19 protein-coding genes and 1 pseudogene are annotated in these 21,682 nt (G+C 46.3%); 7 read left to right on the top strand and 13 right to left on the bottom strand.

Features of this window, described 5'->3' with window-relative positions; all coding sequences use genetic code 11:
- Positions 1-131: 131 nt before the first annotated feature.
- From QUB11_RS27670 to QUB11_RS27650, 5 genes and pseudogenes are all read right to left on the bottom strand, one after another.
- On the bottom strand, positions 132-1,028 hold the full coding sequence (locus tag QUB11_RS27670; protein ID WP_333206900.1) for an alpha/beta hydrolase: 897 nt from the start codon (positions 1,026-1,028) through the stop codon (positions 132-134).
- Between the two features lie 217 nt (positions 1,029-1,245).
- On the bottom strand, positions 1,246-2,688 hold the full coding sequence (gene dacB / locus QUB11_RS27665) for a D-alanyl-D-alanine carboxypeptidase/D-alanyl-D-alanine endopeptidase (protein ID WP_445300805.1): 1,443 nt from the start codon (positions 2,686-2,688) through the stop codon (positions 1,246-1,248).
- Between the two features lie 81 nt (positions 2,689-2,769).
- Positions 2,770-3,096 carry a (2Fe-2S) ferredoxin domain-containing protein gene (locus QUB11_RS27660; RefSeq protein WP_333206902.1) on the bottom strand — a complete coding sequence of 109 codons (327 nt, stop codon included), beginning with the start codon at positions 3,094-3,096 and terminating at the stop codon, positions 2,770-2,772.
- 78 nt (positions 3,097-3,174) lie between these two features.
- Complete coding sequence (locus QUB11_RS27655) at positions 3,175-3,462, bottom strand: zinc ribbon domain-containing protein (protein WP_333300731.1); 288 nt, start codon at positions 3,460-3,462, stop codon at positions 3,175-3,177.
- A 55-nt stretch (positions 3,463-3,517) separates the two neighbouring features.
- Positions 3,518-4,303, bottom strand: a pseudogene (locus QUB11_RS27650) (RNA-guided endonuclease InsQ/TnpB family protein); the annotation flags it as partial.
- Positions 4,304-4,747: 444 nt separating this feature from the next.
- On the opposite strand from QUB11_RS27650, the gene QUB11_RS27645 reads away from it, so the two are divergent.
- From QUB11_RS27645 to QUB11_RS27630, 4 genes are all read left to right on the top strand, one after another.
- Positions 4,748-5,248: a CBS domain-containing protein gene (locus tag QUB11_RS27645; RefSeq protein WP_333257735.1), complete on the top strand. Its 501-nt coding sequence runs from the start codon at positions 4,748-4,750 to the stop codon at positions 5,246-5,248.
- A gap of 137 nt (positions 5,249-5,385) precedes the next feature.
- Complete coding sequence (nblB, locus tag QUB11_RS27640; protein WP_333206904.1) at positions 5,386-6,060, top strand: phycobilisome degradation protein NblB; 675 nt, start codon at positions 5,386-5,388, stop codon at positions 6,058-6,060.
- A gap of 515 nt (positions 6,061-6,575) precedes the next feature.
- Positions 6,576-7,841 carry a CAP domain-containing protein gene (locus QUB11_RS27635; RefSeq protein ID WP_333392165.1) on the top strand — a complete coding sequence of 422 codons (1,266 nt, stop codon included), beginning with the start codon at positions 6,576-6,578 and terminating at the stop codon, positions 7,839-7,841.
- Between the two features lie 172 nt (positions 7,842-8,013).
- A complete protein-coding gene (locus QUB11_RS27630; RefSeq protein ID WP_333392163.1) occupies positions 8,014-8,544 on the top strand; it encodes an adenylate kinase in 531 nt (176 codons plus the stop codon).
- Positions 8,545-8,599: 55 nt separating this feature from the next.
- Here QUB11_RS27630 and murQ read toward each other — a convergent pair whose 3' ends face one another.
- Together murQ and QUB11_RS27620 are read right to left on the bottom strand one after the other, a co-directional pair.
- Positions 8,600-9,514: an N-acetylmuramic acid 6-phosphate etherase gene (murQ, locus tag QUB11_RS27625; protein ID WP_333206917.1), complete on the bottom strand. Its 915-nt coding sequence runs from the start codon at positions 9,512-9,514 to the stop codon at positions 8,600-8,602.
- Positions 9,515-9,763: 249 nt separating this feature from the next.
- The gene (locus QUB11_RS27620; protein WP_333206908.1) at positions 9,764-10,138 is read right to left on the bottom strand and encodes a DUF3110 domain-containing protein; all 375 of its coding nucleotides are present in this window, start codon (positions 10,136-10,138) and stop codon (positions 9,764-9,766) included.
- Between the two features lie 491 nt (positions 10,139-10,629).
- Here QUB11_RS27620 and QUB11_RS27615 point away from each other — a divergent pair, with 491 nt between their 5' ends.
- From QUB11_RS27615 to QUB11_RS27605, 3 genes are all read left to right on the top strand, one after another.
- Positions 10,630-17,310, top strand: coding sequence for a translocation/assembly module TamB domain-containing protein (locus QUB11_RS27615; RefSeq protein WP_333392161.1), 6,681 nt, complete (start codon positions 10,630-10,632; stop codon positions 17,308-17,310).
- A gap of 117 nt (positions 17,311-17,427) precedes the next feature.
- A complete protein-coding gene (locus QUB11_RS27610) occupies positions 17,428-17,793 on the top strand; it encodes a hypothetical protein (protein ID WP_333206910.1) in 366 nt (121 codons plus the stop codon).
- A 142-nt stretch (positions 17,794-17,935) separates the two neighbouring features.
- A complete protein-coding gene (locus QUB11_RS27605) occupies positions 17,936-18,907 on the top strand; it encodes an Rpn family recombination-promoting nuclease/putative transposase (RefSeq protein WP_333206911.1) in 972 nt (323 codons plus the stop codon).
- Between the two features lie 71 nt (positions 18,908-18,978).
- On the opposite strand, the gene QUB11_RS27600 is transcribed toward QUB11_RS27605, so the two are convergent.
- The 6 genes from QUB11_RS27600 to QUB11_RS27575 all read right to left on the bottom strand — a co-directional run bounded on the left by QUB11_RS27600 (position 18,979) and on the right by QUB11_RS27575 (position 21,597).
- Positions 18,979-19,482, bottom strand: a complete 504-nt coding sequence (locus QUB11_RS27600; protein WP_333206912.1) for a DUF2243 domain-containing protein — start codon at positions 19,480-19,482, stop codon at positions 18,979-18,981.
- Positions 19,483-19,871: 389 nt separating this feature from the next.
- Positions 19,872-20,111 carry a hypothetical protein gene (locus QUB11_RS27595; protein ID WP_333206913.1) on the bottom strand — a complete coding sequence of 80 codons (240 nt, stop codon included), beginning with the start codon at positions 20,109-20,111 and terminating at the stop codon, positions 19,872-19,874.
- A complete protein-coding gene (locus QUB11_RS27590; RefSeq protein ID WP_333206914.1) occupies positions 20,098-20,394 on the bottom strand; it encodes a hypothetical protein in 297 nt (98 codons plus the stop codon). The genes QUB11_RS27595 and QUB11_RS27590 overlap by 14 nt, the downstream gene beginning before the upstream one ends.
- Before the next feature lie 17 nt (positions 20,395-20,411).
- Positions 20,412-20,654, bottom strand: coding sequence for a YgiT-type zinc finger protein (locus QUB11_RS27585; protein WP_333206915.1), 243 nt, complete (start codon positions 20,652-20,654; stop codon positions 20,412-20,414).
- 12 nt (positions 20,655-20,666) lie between these two features.
- Positions 20,667-20,891, bottom strand: coding sequence for a hypothetical protein (locus QUB11_RS27580; protein ID WP_333206916.1), 225 nt, complete (start codon positions 20,889-20,891; stop codon positions 20,667-20,669).
- Between the two features lie 403 nt (positions 20,892-21,294).
- On the bottom strand, positions 21,295-21,597 hold the full coding sequence (locus QUB11_RS27575; RefSeq protein ID WP_445300806.1) for a GUN4 domain-containing protein: 303 nt from the start codon (positions 21,595-21,597) through the stop codon (positions 21,295-21,297).
- Positions 21,598-21,682: the final 85 nt, after the last annotated feature.

The raw sequence follows: 21,682 nt of genomic DNA, 5'->3' as shown, positions 1-21,682 counted from the left end.
ACGGGCGGGACGCCCATCCCACAATAACAATTAAAATTGTAAGTTATTTAATTCGCGATCCTAAGTAGGGTGCGTCAGATATTAAGAACGGGCTCTCCGGCCCGTTCTTATTTGCAAGCGTTAATTTTTTTCTATGCCACAGCCAAAGAAGGAGAAGAATTTCTCAGAAAACTCAGCAATTCTCGATTCACCGTTTGTGGGGCTTCCTGCTGAATCCAGTGACCACAGTGAGGCACTAATTTCAACTTAAACGGAGCAGTAATTAATCTGTCTAAACCTTCTACAAGTTTGTGGCTCAAAAACGCATCTTCTTCTCCCCAAAGCACCAAAGTAGGCACTGTCACAGGTTCTAATTTCTGCCCCAAATTCCAAAGCCTCTGGGGGTGAAACATCTGCCGGTAATAATTGATAGCGGCGGCTAATACTCCCGGCTTTTCTAAAGCAGTCTGATAAATCTTAGTTTCCTCAGCGCTAAAAGCTCCTTTGCGAACAGCTTGTCCTTGGAAAACATTGTGCACAAAATCTTTCAAGTTTTGCCGGATCAACCATTCGGGAATGCCGGGCACCTGAAACGCCAAAACGTACCAACTGCGGCGAATTTGATCTAAATTACTCGCCATTTCCTGCACGAATCGCTGCGGGTGCGGAGCGTTTAAAATTGCCAAGCGGTTGAGTTGTTCGGGGAATTTTTGAGCTAAGTGCCACGCAATCACCCCTCCCCAATCATGACCTACAACGTGAGCTTTTGTATAACCGAGGCTCGCAATCAAACCGCGAATATCCGCGCTCAGCGTATCTAAATCATAGCCGCTTTCCGGCTTGTCGGAATCGTTGTAGCCCCGCAAATCCGGCACTACCACCTTGAAATGACGCGCTAAAGCAGGGATTTGATGACGCCAAGAGTACCAAAACTCTGGAAACCCATGCAGGAGGAGAACGAGCTCGCCTTCTCCTTGAGAAACGCAGTGCAGGCGGATGTTATTGGTTTCGACAAAGATGTGTTGCTGTTCGGAATCTAAAGAAGTCATAGTGGGAAAGTTAGACTTATTTTCGGGAAGTACACAACCCGCCGACTGGTAGCAGGCTGAAACGGCCCAATGGTGTTAATTTTTCTACTTTTATTGTAGCTGCTTTTCGATCCCCGCCGCTGCAATCTAATTAAACTTAAAACTTGTAAGGTTTTGGGGTGTCCTGTGTTTTAGGTGTAACTACTGAGTTCAAGTTTATCACCTTAAATGTATTGTTTTAACAGCGGCGCAGGCGATTCAATAATAGCACAATTTCGTCCGTTGCCGATCGCATTTTTGCAGTCGATAGGTCAGATTGATTGACGATAATGCTAAACACCAGCGGCTCGTAATTCGGAACTTCGATATATCCCGACAGCGCCGAAACTCCGCTCATAGTTCCTGTTTTTGCTTGCATAATTACGCGATTTGGTGTAGTATTAAAGCGATTTTTCAAAGTGCCGCTTTCGCCAGCGATCGGCAGTGACTGGCGGTAAATAGATGCAGCAGGTGAATTGGCCATAAGTCTCAAAGTTTCCACTAAGGCTTCTGGAGTAATTAAATTGTGCCGAGACAAGCCGGAACCGTCGGCTAATATGTAGCTGTTTGGATTTACTCCTAATTGAGTTAAAACTGTTTTTAACTCTTTCAAACCGCTTTCACCTGTATTCTCTTGTGGCACAGGCATCTTGTCTGTAACTTTTCCCAACAATCTCAATAAAACTTCTGCATAAAGATTGTTGCTTACGCGATTAGTTTCTCTCACCAATTCCGCCAGCGGCGGCGATTCAACGGTCGCTAATTCTTGATTTAGATTGCGAGAAGCCGATGCAACTAAAGCCTGTTTAACAGGAATTCCCTCAGCAGCCAGGGCTTGTTGAAAATACTGCAAAAAATTATTAGCGGGGTTGACAACTGCGACATAAGCTGATTCAGGTTCTGCACCAACTTTCAACTGTCCGCCCACTCGAATTATAGGTCGATCGAACTCCCGACCAACTTCAATAAACTCAGATTCGTTTTGAGCGACGGTAACAGTATTGTTCTGAAGTTGCCACTGATTTGCCAGCTTTGCTTCGACAAAAGTAACTTTCAGAGGTTGCCCCAGAGCCTGCGGGGACAAGAGAAGGTCGATCGCGTTTTGATTGAAAATTAAACTGTTAATCGGTGCTCCGTAGCCAGCTTGCGCGTCTTCCCATTCCCAATTCGGATTGACTGCACTGCCTTGAAAATAGCTGTCATCGCCAATCAACTGGTTAACTTGACTGATTCCCCGCTGCTTCAACTGCTGCGCCAAAGATTTCAACTGAGCCTCAGCAATGCTCGGATCTCCCCTGCCGGCAACGTACAAACTCCCATTTTCGCCGCTGTAAACCGATGTCTTAATCCGAAAATCTGCACCGAGTTTCTGCAAAGCAGCGGCTGTAGTTAGCAGCTTGGCATTTGATGCTGGAATAAAATATTTTTGGGCGTCGCGGCTGTAGAGAGTAGTAGTAGAAGATAGAGGTTGAATCAAAATGCCCCAGCGCGATCGGGTAAATTCGGGACGGTTGGCGATCGCATCTACTTGCGCCCCCAATTCCCCAGGACAAATATCCCCAGCAACCGCCGACGTTTGAGCAGCAACCGCTGACGGACGCCCCAGAATTAGGACTAACAAACTAAGTGCAATTCCTTGGATTTTCAAAGTGCCAGTTCCTTAAAAATAACTATTCAAATTAGATGCGCCAGAGCTTGGAAGTTTCACCGAATCAAGTCAATATTAATAATAATAACGCGCATGAATTCTCGGATTGAACAGCGCCTCTACAGGTTTTCCCTCTTTGAGGTGCTCTTCCACAATCAACGGTACATCACTCGGTTTAACTCGACAATACCAAATTTCGTCTGGGGTAACTCGCACAGTCGGGCCAGTGGTGCACTGTCCCTGACAACTACAGGCCTCCACTTTAACCCCTGCAACTTGTTGAGCTTCAAAAGCAGCTAGCACTGCTGCTGAACCATTTTTCAGGCAAGATTGATACTGGCAAACCAATACACAGCGCGCTTCTGGTTGGGAGTCTGGTTCTGTGGCTGGAGATTCTGGCATTGGTAAGGATTTATCCGCTCTTTAATATATCTTAACAATCTTTTGACATCCTCACCGGCCTGAAGGCGCGGTGATTCCCTACCAGTCGAACAGAGTTAACTGTTCGTACTTTAGACGGGTTGACAGTTCATCGGGAACTGCCTCAATTGAGGTCTTACACTCCCTCCCTGCCCATTTTGAGTCGTGGATATGCCCTACCCCGACTTGTTCTATATTTTTTGAGGCGTTGTCGTCTCTGTCGTGAAGAGTGCCGCAATTCATACAGACAATTTCTCTCACCGAAAGGTCTAACTTGCCCCAGCGGTAACCACAATCCGAACAAACTTGGCTGGTTGGTTCCCATCTGCTGATGACAACTTGCCTCACGTCCAACTTTCTCCGACTTAGACTCACACATTGTTCTGAATTCCCGCCATCCAGCGGAGCTGATTGCTCTGGATAATTTGCGGTTCTTCAGGAGTCCGGAGACGTTTAAATCTTCTAGGGCGATAACTTGGTTCTCGTTTATCACCTTAGTCGATAGTTTATGCAGAAAGTCCTTGCGGATATCTCGCAGTTTTGCTTTGAGTTTCGCCACCTTCAATCGCATCCGTTCACGCCGCTTTGATGTTTTAGAGCGTCGTGATAACTTGCGTTGAGAGCGTCGAATTTTACGGTCTAACTTTGAGTAGCTGGGGCTTGCCACTCGCTCTCCCGTGGTGAGCGCCGCAAAAATTTTTATGCCCAAATCAATACCCACTGCTGGGTTAGAAGCTAGCTTGGTTTCGGGCTGCACCTCAACAACAAAACTAAGGAAGTAGCGCCCTGCGGTGTCTTTAATAACGGTGACTGAACTTGGTTCAGACGGCAGAGGTCGCGACCATTTAGTCTTAATACACCCAATTTTGGCTAAGAAAACCTTGGCAGCTTTGATGCTAAATCCCCCTTTTCGGAAACGGGCTGACTGTCTGTTTGTCCGCTGCTTAAATTTAGGGGGATTAACCTTTTTGCCTTTTCTTTTTCCCTTAATAGATGCGAAAAAGTTGTTCCAAGCTACACCTAAATCAGCAATAGATTGCTGTAATGGGATATTAGAAACCTCGCTCAACCACTCACGCTCTTGGGTCTTTTTGGCTTGAGTAATGCATATTTTTTGCAAATCTCCATTGCTAGGTAGTTTCTCCGATTTCTTACACAGTGCCAGAGCACCGTTCCATACGACTCTCACACAACCTTCATAGCCTTGCCAGGTCTTTGCGTTGTTGCTCGGATGGATAAATTCGGTACTGGTAGCGTGATTTCATGCTAGTATTGTACACCATATATCCGTACAAACTCATGAAAAAACGATTAGATTTTAGGCTCGAAGACTTTGAATTAGAGATACTTGAAAAATATTGTGTGGCGGTTGGCAGAACTAAGTCTGATGTTCTTAGAGAGTTAATTAGGAATTTGAAAACCAAGAAAAAGCCGTCCTAGAAGGACGGGGCTTGAATCCCATTAATTTTGGTCAGACCGATCGCTCGCCGGAGTCCGGCAAAGGGCAGAATTTTATAGTGCGATCGAAAAAAACAGCAAAATTCTGGCATTCAAGCTTTTTCCTTCCTTCTACTTTCTAACGAATCCCTTCAGCAGAGCTGCCTTTCTTCAGTCTGTGCCGCCCTTTCCCTATATGATCGATTTAGAGCAACAACTCAATCAACCCCTAATCATGCCAAAAACAGTAGCCGATGTAATGAGCCGCGACCCGATTTTGGCGCGACCCGAAATGCCCTTGAACGAAGCGATTAAAATTTTAGCCGATCGACGCATTAGCGGTCTTCCCGTCGTAGATGAGAATGACTTGTTGGTAGGAGTCATCTCCGAAACCGACTTGATGTGGCGGGAAACCGGCGTAACTCCGCCCGCTTATATCATGGTGCTCGATAGCGTGATTTATTTGGAAAATCCATCTCGTTACGAGCGAGAACTCCACAAGGCTTTAGGACAAACAGTAGGAGAAGCGATGAGTACAGACCCAGTTACCATCGAGCCCGATAAATCTGTCCAAGAAGCTGCCAAACTGATGCACGATCGCAGCATCCACCGATTGCCGGTGCTTGATACTGCGGGCAAAGTAATTGGCATCCTCACTAGGGGAGATATTATCCGCTCGATGGCGGCGGAGTCTTAATTAACTGTTGCAGTTCCAGGACTGTATCCGAAAATGAGTCGTGAAGCGAAGCTATCCCGTAGGGAATCGCTCTTTCAATCTCGCTGACTTTTGGCAATTACCAATTACCAAATCTAAAATCTAAAATCTAAAATCCGATGAGCATTACCCCTGAGTCTGTCGAACAATTGCTGAATTCCGAGGATTTTGGCGAAAGACTGCGAGCAGTCAACCAACTGCGGCAACTAGACCCCGCGATCGCCTATAAACTAATTCAAATTGCGATCGGCGACAAAAACGTCCGGGTTCGCTACGCAGCAGTCAGCCAATTATCAACCCTCGGTACGCAGAATCTGCCGAACGCTTTAGAGGTACTGCTCCACAGCCTGAACAACGACCCCGAACCCGACGTGCAAGCAGCAGCAGCCGATGCTTTGGGCGCATTGAAATTAACCGATGCTTTAGAAGATTTGCAGCAAGTTTATAGCAGTACCTCTGAATGGCTGGTGCAAATGAGCATCGTTGCTGCTTTGGGAGAAATGGGAGATCCGAAAGCCTTTCCGATGTTAGAAAATGCCCTAACTTCTGAAAACGAATTGATCCAAACCATTGCGATCAGCGCATTAGGTGAATTGGGAGATAAACGGGCGCTGCCGCTGCTGCTTCCCTACGCTTCCAATGCAGATTGGCAGATCCGTTACAGAGTCGCCCAAGCTTTGGGGCGGTTGGGCGGTGCAGAAGCACAGACAGCTTTGGAAATTCTCGCCAAAGATGAGGTTGAGCAAGTTGCTCAGGAGGCTAAAGCCGGACAAGAAAATAGTTTGAAATCTTGAGATTGCTTTTGTGATCCGGAACAACCCTGCGCGGTTGTGAATTTTGAATTAATTTAGAATTTTTTGTGAGGATTCTACTAAAAACTTAGTTCGCGATCGCACACATAATTCAGAAACCCGGTTTCTTCCTATATTTGTCGTTCCTCTCTGCAAAACTCGTAGAAACCGGGTTTCTAGCCAGCCAGCCTGCTGGCTTGGTGCGTAGCGTAAACCTTACTCATCAGGAAAAATCTCAAATCTCAAATCTCAAATCTCAAATTGTATTGATGCCACGGGCGATCGCAAATTCCTTTAAAACTCTCCTTAAATTCAAGCGTACTCTTCCATTTTTCAATCAGAGCCAGCCTCTTGACATCCCCACTTTGACAACAGCTATAATCAAAATAGATAAAGCAGCGGCAGGGATTAATACAATTATTGAATTGTGTCCAGCCAGCTAGCGATCGGGGAAACTATCGTTAAGACGGTAAGCAATCTACCAGCAAAACCATGTCTTAAAACTGTTGATGATCCCCATGCTTGAACAACTACAAAATTCCGCTTCTGAGTCCTCGGACATTTTAACAGGAGAGCGATCTGTCTCTCAAGTCGCACCAACTTCAACCAATCAAAACTTTATTTATAGAGTTTTAGAACTTACCAACTTAGAACGCAGTAAATTAGGTTTGTCGCCGCTAACCTTAAATACTCAGTTACTAAATGCGGCGGAAAATCACAGCCAAAACATGGCAATGCAAGACTTCTTTTCGCATACCGGAAAAGATGGTTCGTCATTCACCAGTCGCATTACTGCAACGGGCTATCAATTCTCAGCAGCAGCAGAAAATATTGCTGCTGGATCTTCTACACCCGAACAAGTTGTATCATCGTGGATGAACAGCAGCGGCCATCGCACTAACATTCTAAACCCGAATCTCAAAGAAATTGGGATTGGTTACTATTTCTTAGCCGACGATACTGGCACAGAAAATTGGAATCACTATTGGACGCAAGTTTTTGCGACTTCTCTTGACGGTAGTGTCAATCCCGCACCCACACCGACTCCCACACCAAACACTATATCTATTACTTCGCCAATACCCAATGCTACAGGGGACGGCAGCGCGACACAAGCACCCAAAAATACAGCCAGTGGCGGCAATTATTTCCTATCAGATAGTGCCGATACTCAAATACCGACAAATGCTGCGGGATTGCCAATTTTTGCCCTTTCCGGCAAAGACAATATCACGGGGGGAGAAGGTGCTGATAGCATTAATGGGATGCAAGGTGCGGATACAATTAATGGCGCAGGAGGGAATGACAGCTTATCCGGCGGCAAAGAATCCGATTTAATTGATGGCGGTGTTGGCAATGATTTTATCAGCGGCAATAACGAGAACGATCGACTAATCGGAGGAGACGGTAACAATACTATCCGTGGCGGCAAAGAAGATGATGTCTTGATTGGCGGTAACGGATCTGATTTGTTGGCGGGCGATCGCGGGCAAGATATTTTGACGGGCGGTGCTGGAAATGATACGTTTATCTTAGCAGGAGGTTTGTCTGCTGCGGCTACTTTAATTAGTGCGGATGTGATTACCGATTTTGGGGCTGGGGATAAAATTGGTTTGACTGACGGTATCGGATTTGCAAATTTGACTTTTGAAGCTGTGAGTTTGCAGTTGGATGGAGGTGCAAGCATCGCTTCTACGGCGATTAAGTCTGGCAGTAATTATTTGGGAATCGTGCAGGGTGTAAATCAAAGTCAGCTTACGGCGATCGTTTTTGTCAACCCCTAAAAAACATCATATCCAGATTCCCGACTCCTCCAAGAAGTCGGGAATATAAAAACAAGAGCGCTTTACGTTGAATTTGGAGAGGATAATCAAGGGGGCTATTTTGATAGATTGATTATTATAGTAATAATATCAAGTATTGCTACAAACTGCATGATTACTAAGAGGGATAACTATGAAAAAAGTAGCCGTGTTTGGCAACGCTGGAGGCGGTAAATCAACTCTCAGCAAGAGATTATCAGAAATCACTGGTTTGCCACTTTACGCCTTGGATAAGATTAAATATCAATCTGGGGGCGCTGAGGTTCCAAATGAAGAATATAAGCGTACCCATGAGAAAATTTTGGCTACTGACCGATGGATTATAGACGGTTTTGGTTGTATGGAAACCGTCTGGCTTCGACTCAACGAGGCAGATAGTCTGGTTTTTGTCGATCTGCCCTTATACGTGCATTTCTGGTGGGTGACTAAACGGCTGATTACAGGTAGCTTTAGGCTACCAGAAGGCTGGCCGGAAAAGAGCCCCATCTTGAAGAGTTCAATTAATAGTTACCGCGTTCTTTGGTTGTGTCACAAGTATTTGACTCCCAGATATCGCGAGTATGTCGATCGCGCCCAAAATACCAAAAGTGTTTATCACATCAGATCCACTGAAGAGATTTCACAATTTTTTGCATCGATATCGCAAATGACAGTTGACAGTTGACAGTTGGCAGTTGGCAGTTGTTAATGACTAATGACTGCTGACTGCTGACTGCTGACTAATGACCAATCGATGCTACTGCCGATCGCAAATTGCCTTGAAACTCGCCCAAAAGGCGATCGCACTCTTCCTTCTCCAAATTAGTCCAGTGCATCATCAAAGCTAATTTTACAGACTTGCCGCTTTTTTCGAGCAAAAAACCCGCTTCATCCCGGTTCAAATCAGTCAAATCTTGCAACATCCGCACAGCCCGATCGCGCAATTTCTTATTAGTAACCGCCACGTCAACCATGCGATTGCCGTAAACCTTCCCCAGCTTCACCATTACCCCAGTCGAAATGATATTTAAAGCCATTTTTGTGACTGTACCCGCTTTCAAGCGCGTCGATCCCGCCACTACCTCCGGGCCAACCAACAACCGAATATCAACATCAGCCTCAAAATTCACTTGTTCGACGGGTACGCAGGCCATAAACACAGTTTTCGCCCCCCGCTGGCGTGCCGCCTGCAAAGCGCCCGCCACAAAAGGCGTCGTACCCCCAGCCGTAATCCCGACAACTACATCTAAGTTGGTAATGTGACGGTGGGCGATCGCCTCACCCCCATCCTCAGCCCGATCCTCCAAATCCTCCGAACTCCGCACCAAAGCCCCCGCACCCCCGGCAATTATGCCCTGTACGAGTTCTGGTGGTGTGCAGAAGGTGGGGGGACACTCGGCGGCATCCAGCACCCCCAAACGCCCGGAAGTACCCGCACCGACGTAAAACAGGCGGCCTCCTTGACGCAGAGACTCGGCTGCAATGTCGATCGCTTGGGCTAACTGTTCGCGGGCACGGGCGATCGCGCTTAAGGTTTGGGCGTCTTCCCGGTTGAACAAGTCCACTAATTCGATCGAACTGAGTTGGTCTAAATTCTCGCTGTTGGTATTCACCTGTTCAGTCAGCAGATGGCCCCGTTCTTCTAAATTCTTCATGTTTTTTGATGAGTCATTAGTCATTAGTCATTGGTCATTGGTCATTGGTCATTGGTCATTGGTCATTAGTCATTAGGTGTACAAAATAGGGTACGCATTGCCTGCCCGCTGGTGAGCTTGGTGAAGTCGTGACTCAAAGGCTCGAAATTTCCGGTTCTGGCGATCGGCTAAATCTACTTCCGAGAGAGAGGCCATTACCCATTACCCATTACCCATTACCAATAACTGCTGACTAATGACTAATGACTATTACAAAAGTCCTTCGAGTCGGCGGCGAATAGAATCCAGTTCGTTTTGGGAAACATCAGAATCCAGAGCGAGATCCGGATCTGGCTCTGGCTGCCACTGAGTCTGTGTTACATTGTTTTCTGGCGGAATCTCCAGCGCCCCCGCCGGTATCAGTTCCCAATCATAATCAACACTGTTGCAGAACTCCTTAATTTCCTCATCGTCGATCGCCTCGACAGCGGGCTCGGGGAAATCCTGAGCTTCCAACATCACGCCAAAGCGGGTGGCGTCGTCTTCTGACTCAAACATCAGAACTTTATTGCGATCGCCGAGTTGAATGGTATGAATTCCCTCATTCTCGGTGCGGGCATTGAAGAGTAAGACGAACACTCGCATAAGTTTTAAAGACCTTCTTAACCACCGTTTTTTTATCTTAGAAGCGATCGTGCGATTTTAGATTTTAGATTTTAGATTTTAGATTGACTGTCGATTTTAGGTGGTGTTGCGTGTTTTGATTAAGTTCGGTAAAGGTTTCTAGAGTCTACTCTGGAGTGGGGGCGTGTTTAGATTTTAGATTTTAGATTTTAGATTTTAGATTGACCACCGATCCTGCACTGCGGGGGGAATCTAGAGGATTTGGAGGACTTGGAGGACTTGGTTTTAGGTGGTGTTGCGTGTTTTGATTAAGTTCGGTAAAGGTTTCTGGAGTCTACCCTGGAGTGGGGGCGTGCCTTTTGCCTGCGATCGATCCGGGGATCGGCACTTCCGACCTCACTTCTGAGTCTACCAAAGGCAGAAGCCACGCTGGCGAATCACAGAAATTCTACCTGTCTAAAATCGGCTGATTCCCTATAATTCCTGAATTCTCTGATTTTTGAGAAACACCCATGACTAACTCGGACGATAACAAAAATCAACTCGCACCCCGTCCCCACCGCCGCTGGTGGCGTCTGCTGCTGCTTAGCGGTACGGGATTGGGCATTATCGCCTTGGTTGGGGCGGCGCTAGGATACCAGTGGGTGCGGGAAAAGTTAGCTCCTTTGGTGGAAACTGAAGTCAGTCAGTTGCTGAAGCGGCCCGTGCAACTCGGACGTTTGGAGGGATTTTCTCTGACAAGTTTGCGGTTTGGCCGATCGACTTTACCTGCAACTGCTACCGATCCCGATTATGCTTCTACAGAAGCAGTTAAAGTCAAGTTTTCGGTTTTGCAACTGCTGTTTACCCGCACTCTCAAATTAGATATTACTTTAGTTAAAGCCAACGCTTATATCGAACAGGATGCTAAAGGCCGCTGGGTTAATCTTCCAACGGCGGAGCGGAAATCTCCGGGTTTATTTAAAACTGAAGTTGAAGCATTTCGAGCTGAAAATTCCGCCGCAGTTTTGGTACCGAGTCCCGCATTAGGACAGAAAACTTCGGCTCCTATTTCTGTAAATTTGAAAAATGGCAGTGCTCTATTTCGCGACCAAAATCAGCGCGTTCTCTACGAAGTAAACGGTCAGTTTACTAACAGCGATAATTTTATACTTAAAGCTGATTCTATGTTACCTGCAGCTCAAACTAACCTGCAGTTGCAAGGTCAAAATTTGCCGTTGCCCGACCTCGCTCGCTTGCTAAGACTTTCCGGCATTTCTTTACAAAAAGGTCTTGCTAATGGCAATTTGACCGTGCAAGTGCGAGATAATAAAGTATCGGGAATTACCGGAGCGGCTAGTTTTGGAGGAGTGCAAGCGAGTATTTCTCCCTTGAAACAAATCATACAAAATAGCAGCGGTCAGTTGCGGTTTCAGGGAACTAATGTGATTGTCGATAGTCTGGTGGCTAATTACGGTTTAATTCCGCTGAGAATAGCAGGAACAGTTGCCACTGGAAATAATTTTAATTTGGAGAATGCTAGCTTCAATCTGATAACTAACGTGCAACCAGTCGCTTTGGCAAGTGTTGTCAGTACGGTGGAAACAGAGTTAGGGCAAAAAGTAGTATTACCCGTGGCTGTGGCAGGGGAAGTGAAAGCGGATGCCAAGCTGACTGGAACATTTGCAATGCCGGTGCTGACAGGTACGATCGCCTCGACAAAACCAGCTACGGTCGATCGACTGCAATTAAACAATATTAGCACTAATTTCAAATTGGAACGCGGGAGAATGGCTCAAACCCCAACTCCCAATTCTCAATCTTCTATTCCCCCTTTTTCCTCTTTAGCTTTGACTGTGAGCGATATTTTGGTAGTGCCGGCGGCGGGTGGTAAAATTGGCGGTAAAGGTGAAGTCGATCTAGCTTTATCAAAGGATAATTCGCGATCGGGTTTAGTGTTTGACTTCCAAGCTGAAAATGTACCCGGAGACGCGATCGCCCAAATTTACGCTCTCCCAATTCCTGCTACTGTTAATATTGGCACTGTCTCCGCAAAAGCTCAAATTTTCGGCCCGTTAGACAACATTCAAGCGAGAGTTCAATGGCAAGCACCGCAAGGAACTTTCCCCGCTGCGGGCGAAATTCGAGCCGCAAGGAATTCGGCTGATTTGCAAAATACGGTTGTGAAAATTGGCGACGCTTCTGTTAACGTGGATGCTGCGCTAAAAGACCGTCAATGGCAAGCTTTGATCGAGGGCAATGGCGTGGATATAAACAGTTTGCAGCAAATCCTGCCAGACCTTAATTTGCCTCCTGAACTAGCGGGTTTGTTCAGCGGAACCGTCGAAGCAGCAGGAACTCTGGACGATTTAAGTTTAAATGCGATCGCTGCGACGGGCAAAGGAACGCTGAATATTGCTAACAGTATTGTTAATGTTGATGGCGAACTAGAATCGGGCAGGTGGCAAGTTTTTGGCAATACTGAAAAAGTTGCAGTCAATCAATTGATTGATATTGGCTTGCCGTTATTAACACGGGAAACGACCGCAGATATAGACAATCTAAAATCCAAAATCGAAAATCTAAAATCGTTAGGCGGACAGCTAGCCGGTGAATTTCGAGTGGCGGGAAATGTTGACGATTTGACGGCTGGCGGAATCAATGTTACTGGCAACGGTAGGCTCAATTTTGCCGACAGCAATGTGAATTTAAACGGAGAATTGGTAGCGGGAAATTGGCAAGCAACAGCAGAAACCGATCGCACTTCCATCAGCCGCTTGGTAGATTTAACACTGCCGATTTTAGATGTGGCTTCAGCATTCAATCCCGAAAATCAGCAATCTGCCAATCTCAACAATCTAAAATCCAAAATCCAAAATCTAAAATCGATTGACGGACTGCTATCGAGTCAATTTACAGCATCGGGAAGTCTTGACAATTTGACTGCTAGCAGCATCAATGCCAGCGGCAGCGGCAGACTCAATCTTGCCGGCAGTGATGTGAATTTTAAAGGAGAATTGGCAGCGGGAAATTGGCAGGGAACCGCAGAAACAGATCGCACTTCCATCAACCGCTTAGTAAATTTAGGATTGCCCCTGTTAGATGTTGGCTTAGCTTTCACTGCTGACAATCCCCAAACAGTCGCCAATATCAACAATCTAAAATCCCAAATCCAAAATCTCAAATCGCTTGACGGACAAATATCCAATCAAATTCAAGCCAGCGGCAGTCTTGATAATTCCACCGCCGCTGACATAGGCGTCAGCAGCAGTGGCAAACTCAATATAGGGGACGGTACTCTTGCTTTTAGAGGTAAATTAGAAGACAGACGCTGGCAAGCTTTCGCCGATGCCGATCGAGTTATTCTCAGTCGCTTAGAACAAACTATTCGCAATACCCAACTCTTTACCCTAACGGCGACTTTGCCTAAAGGATTTGACGGCAGACTTAACGGCGAATTCCAAGCAGCGGGCAGTTTGGATAACTTGACAGCGAAGGGAATTAGTGCTAGTGGAGAAGGGCGGATTTTGGTCGATCGACTAGGGGCGATCGATACTACGGCAAAATTGGAAAACGGCAACTTGCAAGCATTGCTGGAAACGAACGGAATTGCCGTCAGTAATTTAGAACAAACCCTCAAACAAACAGGTTTGCTGACAGCGGATTTACCGCCAGAAATTGACGGAACCCTCGACGGCCAAGTCCGCATTTTGGGAACAGTAGATAATCTAACCGCCAACGGCATCACCGCCAACGGCGACGGACAAATTCGACTCGCCAACGGCGGAGGAATTGTCAATGCTAAAGGCCGCGCAGAATCGGGGAATTGGCGCGCGTCAATCGAGGGCGAGCAAATTGCTCTAAGTCGCTTCCAGCAAGCCTTTGAGTCACAGCGGCAAAGCTTGCAAACCGGAGGTGTAGTCTCTGCTGCCCAAAATCTCCCCCAGCTTGGAGGGCTGTTTAACGGCAATATCAATTTATCCGGGCCGATTGGGGCGGGCACGGGGGCATCGCCCCTACAAAATGTTCGCGCTGGCGGCAGTTTCCGCATCTCGGAATTGCCGTTTTTGAAACAACCTTTTGAGGCAGTATTTAATTGGGACGGCAAACGGGTGGAAATTGAGAACGCCACAACTCCCGGTTTGACAGCAAACGGCTTTGTTAACGTCGAACTCGCAGGTAAAGGAGGGCCCTCAATTTCCAACTTAGATTTGGATGTCCAACTTGCCAACTTTAATCTGGAAGCTTTACCAGCAGAACAACTAGCATTTTTGAGACCAATTGGTCTCAAAAATCCTTCAGAGAATAATCTTCCCCTGCGCGGCAATGTAGATTTTACCGGCAGCCTCACCGGAACCCTCAGCGCCCTCAGCTTAGTTGGCGACGTGGAAGTGCGGGATTTAGCAGTAAATCAAATCGCTTTTGATCCGGTACTGGCGGGGACTGTGAATGCGGATGCTGGGAAAAGTGTAGATTTGCGTTTGGCCGGTGCCAGCGACAAAATCGAAGTAGCTTTAAATCAATCTTTTCTGCCGACATCTTTCTTAATTCAACGCGGGGAATCTGTCGCTAGGGGCCAAACCGAGGGAGAAACTTTGCGAGTTAATTTAAGCGATTTTCCCCTCGCTGCTTTGAATTTATCACCGGGTAAAGAGGCGGGTTTGGGGCCGATAACTGGTACGGTTTCGGGACAAGTAAATGTGCCTGGTTGGAAGATGCCGTTAAATCCGGCGACTTTGCAAGCAAGCGGACAAATTGCGATCGCCCAACCGGCGATCGGCTACATTAAAGGTGACAGTTTCCAAGCCGAATTCAGCTACGCTAACGGCAGCGCCACTCTCACAAATGGCATATTCCGCCAAGGCAGCGGTCAATACTTAATTTCCGGCAATGTTCAAACAGGGCCAAACCCGCAATTTGCTGGGAAAGTTAACGTCCAGCAAGGTAATTTGCAGCAGGTTTTAACCGCTTTGCAATATTTCAATTTAGGCGACTTGGCTAGAGGCCTAAAACCTCCCGTTTACGGTGACAGTGGCGACGTGCAAACTGTAGCAGTGGGAGAACCAGAAGCCCCGCTAATCGAACAGTTGCGCCGGTTGGCAGAAATTGAAATACTTTTGCAGCAGCAGCAAGCAGTGGAAGCATCAGAAAAATTGCCTCCATTATCCCAATTGCAAGGCACTTTTGGTGCGGAAATTGCTGTCGCCGGTTCTTTGCAAACTGGTGTGCAAGCTCAATTTAATGTGAAAGGTGATAACTGGCAGTGGGGAGAATATGTCGCTGAAACGTTCAGCCTTGAAGGCAGTTTTCAGGACGGGATTTTAACTGTTTTGCCTCTGGAAATTCGATCGGGCAAAAGTGCGATCGGCTTTTCGGGGCAAATCGGGCAAAAAGCTCAATCCGGGCAGTTGCGGGTAGAAAATGTGCCGGTGGAAGAGTTAGCAAAACTGGTGGAATTGCCTTTTGTAGATGTCACAGGAAATTTGAATTTGCGGGCGAATTTGGCCGGCAGTTTGGAAAATCCGCAAGCCACCGGAGAATTGAGTTTGGTTGAGGGTACGCTAAACGGAGAACCGATTAAACAAGCCGACGGCAGTTTCAGTTATAGCAATGCCCGCCTGAATTTTGGCGGCAGCGCTTTGGTAACTCAAACCGAACCGATTGAAGTCGCCGGAAGTTTGCCTTTTGAGTTGCCGTTTGCAGCGGTGAAAGCTGACAGCAATCAAATTGATTTGAGGGCGAATTTGCAAAATGAAGGTTTGGCAATTATTAATGTATTGACTCCGCAAGTTGCGTGGGTCAGCGGTCAGGGACAGGTGCAAATTCGCATCGGAGGGACGCTGCAAGACCCTGTAGCGCAAGGAATTGCGAATTTTGAAAATGCAACCGTCCGGGCGAGAGCCTTCCCAGAACCGCTGACAGGGCTAACTGGGACGGTGCGCTTTGAGGGCGATCGTATTCGGGTAGAAGGAATTCGGGGACAGTTGAGTCAGGGAGAAGTTGTCGCCGCTGGCGTGATTCCGCTGTCTGTGCCGTTTGCTGAGGGCGATGTCGATGCGGATAATCCTTTGGCTGTAAATTTAGACAAGTTGGCAGTGAACCTCAGAGGATTGTACAGCGGCGGCGTAGTCGGTCAAGTGCAGGCAAGGGGCACGGCTAGGCGTCCGCAGTTGAGCGGTAATATTGAACTGTACAACGGCGAAGTATTTCTCCGAAGTCCCGGCGGCGGCAGAACTGAGTTAGCTTCTTCCTCTTCTGCTTCTGATTCTGATTCCACATCTTCTGCTTCCCCTGCGACTGAGGTTTCTGATTCCCCTTCTGCTGCGACTTCCCCTTCCCCTTCCCCTTCCCCTTCCCCTTCCTTTGAAGTTGGATTGAACGATTTGCGGCTGAATTTGGGCCGGGGAATTCGGGTAACGAGTGCGCCGATATTGAGTTTTCAGGCGACTGGGGGCTTGACGGTGAATGGAACTTTAGATGACCTTCGCCCGGAGGGTACGATTCGGTTGACTTCGGGGTCGGTGAATTTGTTTACGACGCAGTTTAGACTCGATCGAGGATACCCGCAGACTGCGACCTTTGTACCAACACAAGGACTCGATCCGACGCTGGATGTGAGATTAGCAACTTCGGTGCAGGAAGTAACGCGGTTCCGCACTCCCGGCACATCTGTAGCCTCGGAAATAGCAGACGAACCGACAACTTTCGGCAGCGTGCGGAGTGTCCGAGTTCAAGCGTTAGTGCAGGGAAGGGCTTCTCAGTTGGGGGAAAATCTGGAGTTGAGGAGTTCTCCGAGTCGATCGGAAATAGAGATTGTAGCGCTGTTGGGTGGCAGTTTCGTGCAGACTTTGGGACAGGGAGATAGTACGCTGGCGATCGCAAATTTAGCCGGTGCGGGTTTATTGAACAACCTTCAATCTGCGATTACAAACGCCACAGGATTGAGCGAATTTCGCTTATTTCCCACTCGGATTAGAGGTAACGAAGCACAAACTGCTAGTTCCAGTTCTGGTGCGGGTTCTCTCGGCTTAGGTTTAGAAGTCGGGTTTGACATCACGCGCAATATTTCAGCATCAATCATTCGAGTTTTGTCAGCAAATCAACCGACAGAATTTACTGTGCGCTATCGATTGAGCGATAAAATTTTACTCAGGAGTTCCAGTAATTTTCAAGGAGACAACCGCGTCACTGCGGAATATGAATTGAGGTTTTAGGCATCAGCCCACAGCCCACAGCCAACAGTTACCAATCTCTCAATAATTTGCTATAATAGTAACAGCAGCAAATTGATACTGCTAACCCCACACACAAGGTTATAGGAGTTAAGTCAAATGGCAAACAAACTCCAAGTTAATACACAGTCGATCGGCTACAGCGACTTTTACTGGAACCGCTTTAGTCCGAGAGTGGCGACTATCAGCAGCGTCCGCAACGCCAATCATTGGGACGGCGGATTTCTCACCTATATTGCATTTCCCACAAAAGTAGAAGCTACAGCAGCAATGAAATATTTGCTCTTGCATCAAAAAGCTGCTGATGTCGATATGCGGAAAGCCAAGCGAATGAAAGCAAAAGGCATTCGGTGGGAACTCAAAATTCGGGGTTTAGCTTTTAATGAAGTGCTGAAGCTTGCGACGATGGATATAACTGGAAAGCTAGAGATGTCCCCTAATGCTACTACTCAAGCCACAGGCTGATAAAAGCATTCAGATAATAGGTTGGGTTGAGACAACACAACCCAACCCTTCCAATATTAGCCAATATCCATCTTCCTCTCTTTTCTCCTCCTCTGTGTCCTCTGCGCCCTCTGCGGTTAATAAAAAAAATCCTATAAAATATATGCGTTTCATCAGCCCCAAAACAGACTTTGCATTCAAAAAAATATTCGCTTCTTCCGAACATCCAGAAATTTTAATCAGCTTCCTAAATGCAATGCTGTATAACGGAGAACCAACAATCCAAGAAATAGAAATCATTGACCCTTATTCAGCCGGAAGCGTTACAGGATTGAAAGACACTTACCTGGATGTCAAAGCCAAGATTACCGGCAACAAAACCGTGATTGTGGAAATGCAGGTACTCAACGTCGCCGCTTTTGAAAAACGGGTAGTATACAATGCAGCTAAAACCTATTCAACTCAACTCAAAGCTGGAGACGGTTACTTAAGATTAAATCCAGTAATTGCTTTAACCATCACCGACTTTATCTTATTTGAAAACACCGAAAAACTAATCTCTAACTTTGAATTCACAGAAACCGAAGAGAAATTCGTCTATCCCAACTGCGAGTTAAAGTTAGTGTTTGTCGAGTTACCGAAATTCAAAAAAGAATTGAATGAACTCGAAACTCTGCCGGAAAAATGGCTCTACTTTATGAAAAACGCGCCCTCTTTGGAAGCAGTACCAGAGACATTGGGGTCTATTGAAGAGATTAATACCGCGCTGGGAATTGCCAACCGAGCAAATTTGACACTAGACGAATTGAATGATGTAGACAAGCGAGAAATGTTTATCCAAGACCAAATCGGGTCTGTGATGAAAGGGATAGAAATTGGTATACAACAGGGGATTGAACAGGGAATACAACAGGGAATTGAACAGGGGATAGAACAAGGAATCGAAAGGGGTAAAATTGAGGGGGAGATAGGATTAATTATGCGTCAGATCGTGCGGCGGGTGGGTGATATTACACAGGAAGTTCAAACTCGCATCCAGGGGTTATCTGCGGAACAGTTAGATGATTTGGGAGAAGCTTTGTTGGATTTTAGGAGTCAAGAGGATTTGATTGCGTGGTTGGATTCGGCGGGATGAACTGAGGAGTTAAACAGAGACTGAGGGATTTTTAACGTGGAGTTGGTAGAATTCCCAATCTCTGCATTCATTTAAACTTTAGTATCTGCGGGAACTTCCCTCTGTACCAGCATCCAACCTAGCAGCGCTAAACTAAGACCGAGACCGAGAAATCCTAAATCCCAAGCTAACTCGTTGATACCGGGTTTGACGTGGTGGATTCCCAAAATTTGATGGTCAACAATGCCTTCAACAAAGTCAAACAATCCAGCACCAATTAATATTGAACCCAAAAAAGTTTGAGTTGACAAAGGAACATCTTTGCGCTTCACAGCACTCCACAAACAGAAGATTCCCGCCACTGTTACCAACCAATCCGCAGCGTGAAACAATCCATCTCCGAGGGTATTTAATTCTAAACCGGCAACAGTAGCATCGGTTTTAACGCTGCTAAACATATGGTGCCACTGGAGGAGTTGGTGCAGCACAATGCCGTCAAAAAAGCCGGATTGACCGATACCGAGGAGAATTCCTGCGATAATTAGAGGTCGGCGGTTGTTAACAGCGGTGGTTGGTGCGTTTGTGCGATCGTCCAATGGAAAACCTCCGATGCTTTAAATGCTGAGCCTGGGTCTGTGAAGGGATTTGCCAGTACATTTTGTAGTTTTGCTGGGGAGAAGGGGCGATCGCATCATCCGCGAGAGAGATTTCTGGAGTTTATGGGGGCTACAATTAAATCGGTTGAGGATTTGAGATAATTTTCGTGAATTAATTCGGATGATTTATTACGCCTGTAGGGGCGGGTTCACCCTAATTTATCAGACACAACAAAAAATATTGTAAACCCGCCCCCACCCACCGGATTCTCGGTGAATTTCCCCATCTAGTTTAGATTAAATCCGCCAATGAATTCTAGTAATTCATTGGGCGGGGGCGGGTTTATTTAGATTGTTATTGAGCGACATAGATGTTGGTGAACCCGCCCCTACAGAACCTTTGTGTATGCAAATACTGCTTCTACGGCTTTCGGCAATTCTATAGGCACGAAATATGCGACAGGATACAAATAATCTTCACCTGATTCATCAATAACTCGGATAAATTGATGTTCCGCAGCGCGATTATCGGGTATGATTCGATAGATTTTTCGCACTTCCAAGGATGCTTGATAGTCTTGATTGTTAATGCAAACTACAAATTGTGTTTCTAAGTTAAACTTCAACATATTTGCATAAAGTAGTCGGTTCAGAAGCAGTTGCCTCTGTCAACAAAATCGTCCCCTCAGTTGTCAATTCCCATCGGTCGCGAGGCGAACCTGTTTCTACATATCGTTTAACCAAGCCCTCAGCAGCCAGTTTTTTTAAGACAACCATCATGTCAGGTTCTCGCGGTACATCTCGACGGGAAAGTGCATTCGCGAGTTCGTACCAACTCCACTTTCCTTGACCTTTAGCTACTAATTCCAGCAGCACTAATTCAAGCTGGGTTAATTGAGTTAGGTTTTTCATTCTTTTTATCGTATAACTTATCCAACTCGAAAAGATTGCCCCATCGCTTGAAATTCTTGAGTCTCTTCTCGCTGCAATTGCTGTCTAATTTTGGCAAATTTCCTAACTGTTTCCACAGAGTACAACCGTTCTCCACAGCTTAGGCAAACTTCAGCGGATACTTTTAAGATAGCAGTATGGTTGCCGCCCCGTAAAAGTTTATCGACTTCTTTTCTAACTATTTCACCGCCGCAACTTGGACATTTTTCTACAGATATCATTGTTAATTTATCCTATGCAAATACGGCTTCTACGGCTTTCGGCAAGGCGATGGGCACAAAATATGCAAGTGGATACAAATAATCTTCGCCTGATTCATCAATAACTCGGATAAATTGATGTTCACCAGCGCGATTATCCGGTATTATTTGGTAGATTTTTCGCACTTCCAATGATGCTTGATAGTCTTGATTGTTAATGCAAACTACAAATTGTGTTTCTAAGTTATGGGGATTCATGCCTCCTCCTATAAAATGGGACACACTCCGAGGCCTAGAAACCGGGTTTTTTACCGAATCTGCGGGCTGTAACCAAGTATTCTCGCAAAAAACCCGGTTTCTGACCACCCATGCGTCCACGACTATATTATTAATTTTTCGGATAATTTAAAAGTTCATTCGACATCAAATATTAAACTTTATCTTCGCTAATTGTTACAACCCACAAGTTGCTGGTAGCATTTTAGCCCAGTCCGCTCAGTGCCAGGTATCGGAAACGTAGAACTGGCGTGGTTTCGTGGTTTTTGCCTTTTTAATAAATCTTTATGAAAACCTGAAACGCTTAGATGTTACAGTCTAAAAGTCTCGACGCGCTACAAGTCTCGACGCGCTCGCCCTCTCATCTTCCCCTCCACCCCACGCCTCAAAAATTCAAGGGCCTTCTTGTATACATCACCCTACCCAAACCAAACCGGTGTTGAATTCCCTCCACAACCCCATACCTCCAACACCCTGGGAGGTGTGCTATCGGTGCTTGGGTGTTGAATTTTAGATCATTATAGTGCAACCATTTACTACTATTCACACGCCAACCTACCCGATCGCCAAAAGCTTCCCAAATTTCCAGATTATGATATTCTCTGGTTCCCCCCAGACTTTCATAGATGCGTTTCTGCACCGAAAAGCCGAAACGTCCGTTACTGTACCTTACCCAAAGTTGGTCAATAGTTCGTAAGGAATGAAAATTTAATAACTTTAGCGTCTGCTAAATAGTCGGAACTGCACGATAATTCCATTTTGGTAGATATTCA

The sequence above is a fragment of the Microcoleus sp. B6-A1 genome, from assembly GCF_036705085.1.
Taxonomy (GTDB): Bacteria; Cyanobacteriota; Cyanobacteriia; order Cyanobacteriales; family Microcoleaceae; genus Microcoleus.
The sequence above is the reverse complement of the archived record's forward strand: the minus strand, read 5'-3'. Positions and strand labels throughout refer to the sequence as shown.

Bases quoted from the DNA above. Each gene is read 5' to 3' on its own strand.
- murQ (WP_333206917.1), bottom strand. From the start codon at position 9,514: ATGAAGAATTTAGAAGAACGGGGCCATCTGCTGACTGAACAGGTGAAT.
- QUB11_RS27670 (WP_333206900.1), bottom strand. From the start codon at position 1,028: ATGACTTCTTTAGATTCCGAACAGCAACACATCTTTGTCGAAACCAAT.
- QUB11_RS27660 (WP_333206902.1), bottom strand. From the start codon at position 3,096: ATGCCAGAATCTCCAGCCACAGAACCAGACTCCCAACCAGAAGCGCGC.
- QUB11_RS27610 (WP_333206910.1), top strand. From the start codon at position 17,428: ATGGCAAACAAACTCCAAGTTAATACACAGTCGATCGGCTACAGCGAC.
- QUB11_RS27620 (WP_333206908.1), bottom strand. From the start codon at position 10,138: ATGCGAGTGTTCGTCTTACTCTTCAATGCCCGCACCGAGAATGAGGGA.
- QUB11_RS27630 (WP_333392163.1), top strand. From the start codon at position 8,014: ATGAAAAAAGTAGCCGTGTTTGGCAACGCTGGAGGCGGTAAATCAACT.
- QUB11_RS27580 (WP_333206916.1), bottom strand. From the start codon at position 20,891: ATGAATCCCCATAACTTAGAAACACAATTTGTAGTTTGCATTAACAAT.
- QUB11_RS27595 (WP_333206913.1), bottom strand. From the start codon at position 20,111: ATGTTGAAGTTTAACTTAGAAACACAATTTGTAGTTTGCATTAACAAT.
- QUB11_RS27605 (WP_333206911.1), top strand. From the start codon at position 17,936: ATGCGTTTCATCAGCCCCAAAACAGACTTTGCATTCAAAAAAATATTC.
- QUB11_RS27635 (WP_333392165.1), top strand. From the start codon at position 6,576: ATGCTTGAACAACTACAAAATTCCGCTTCTGAGTCCTCGGACATTTTA.
- QUB11_RS27585 (WP_333206915.1), bottom strand. From the start codon at position 20,654: ATGATATCTGTAGAAAAATGTCCAAGTTGCGGCGGTGAAATAGTTAGA.
- QUB11_RS27615 (WP_333392161.1), top strand. From the start codon at position 10,630: ATGACTAACTCGGACGATAACAAAAATCAACTCGCACCCCGTCCCCAC.
- QUB11_RS27590 (WP_333206914.1), bottom strand. From the start codon at position 20,394: ATGAAAAACCTAACTCAATTAACCCAGCTTGAATTAGTGCTGCTGGAA.
- nblB (WP_333206904.1), top strand. From the start codon at position 5,386: ATGAGCATTACCCCTGAGTCTGTCGAACAATTGCTGAATTCCGAGGAT.
- QUB11_RS27645 (WP_333257735.1), top strand. From the start codon at position 4,748: ATGATCGATTTAGAGCAACAACTCAATCAACCCCTAATCATGCCAAAA.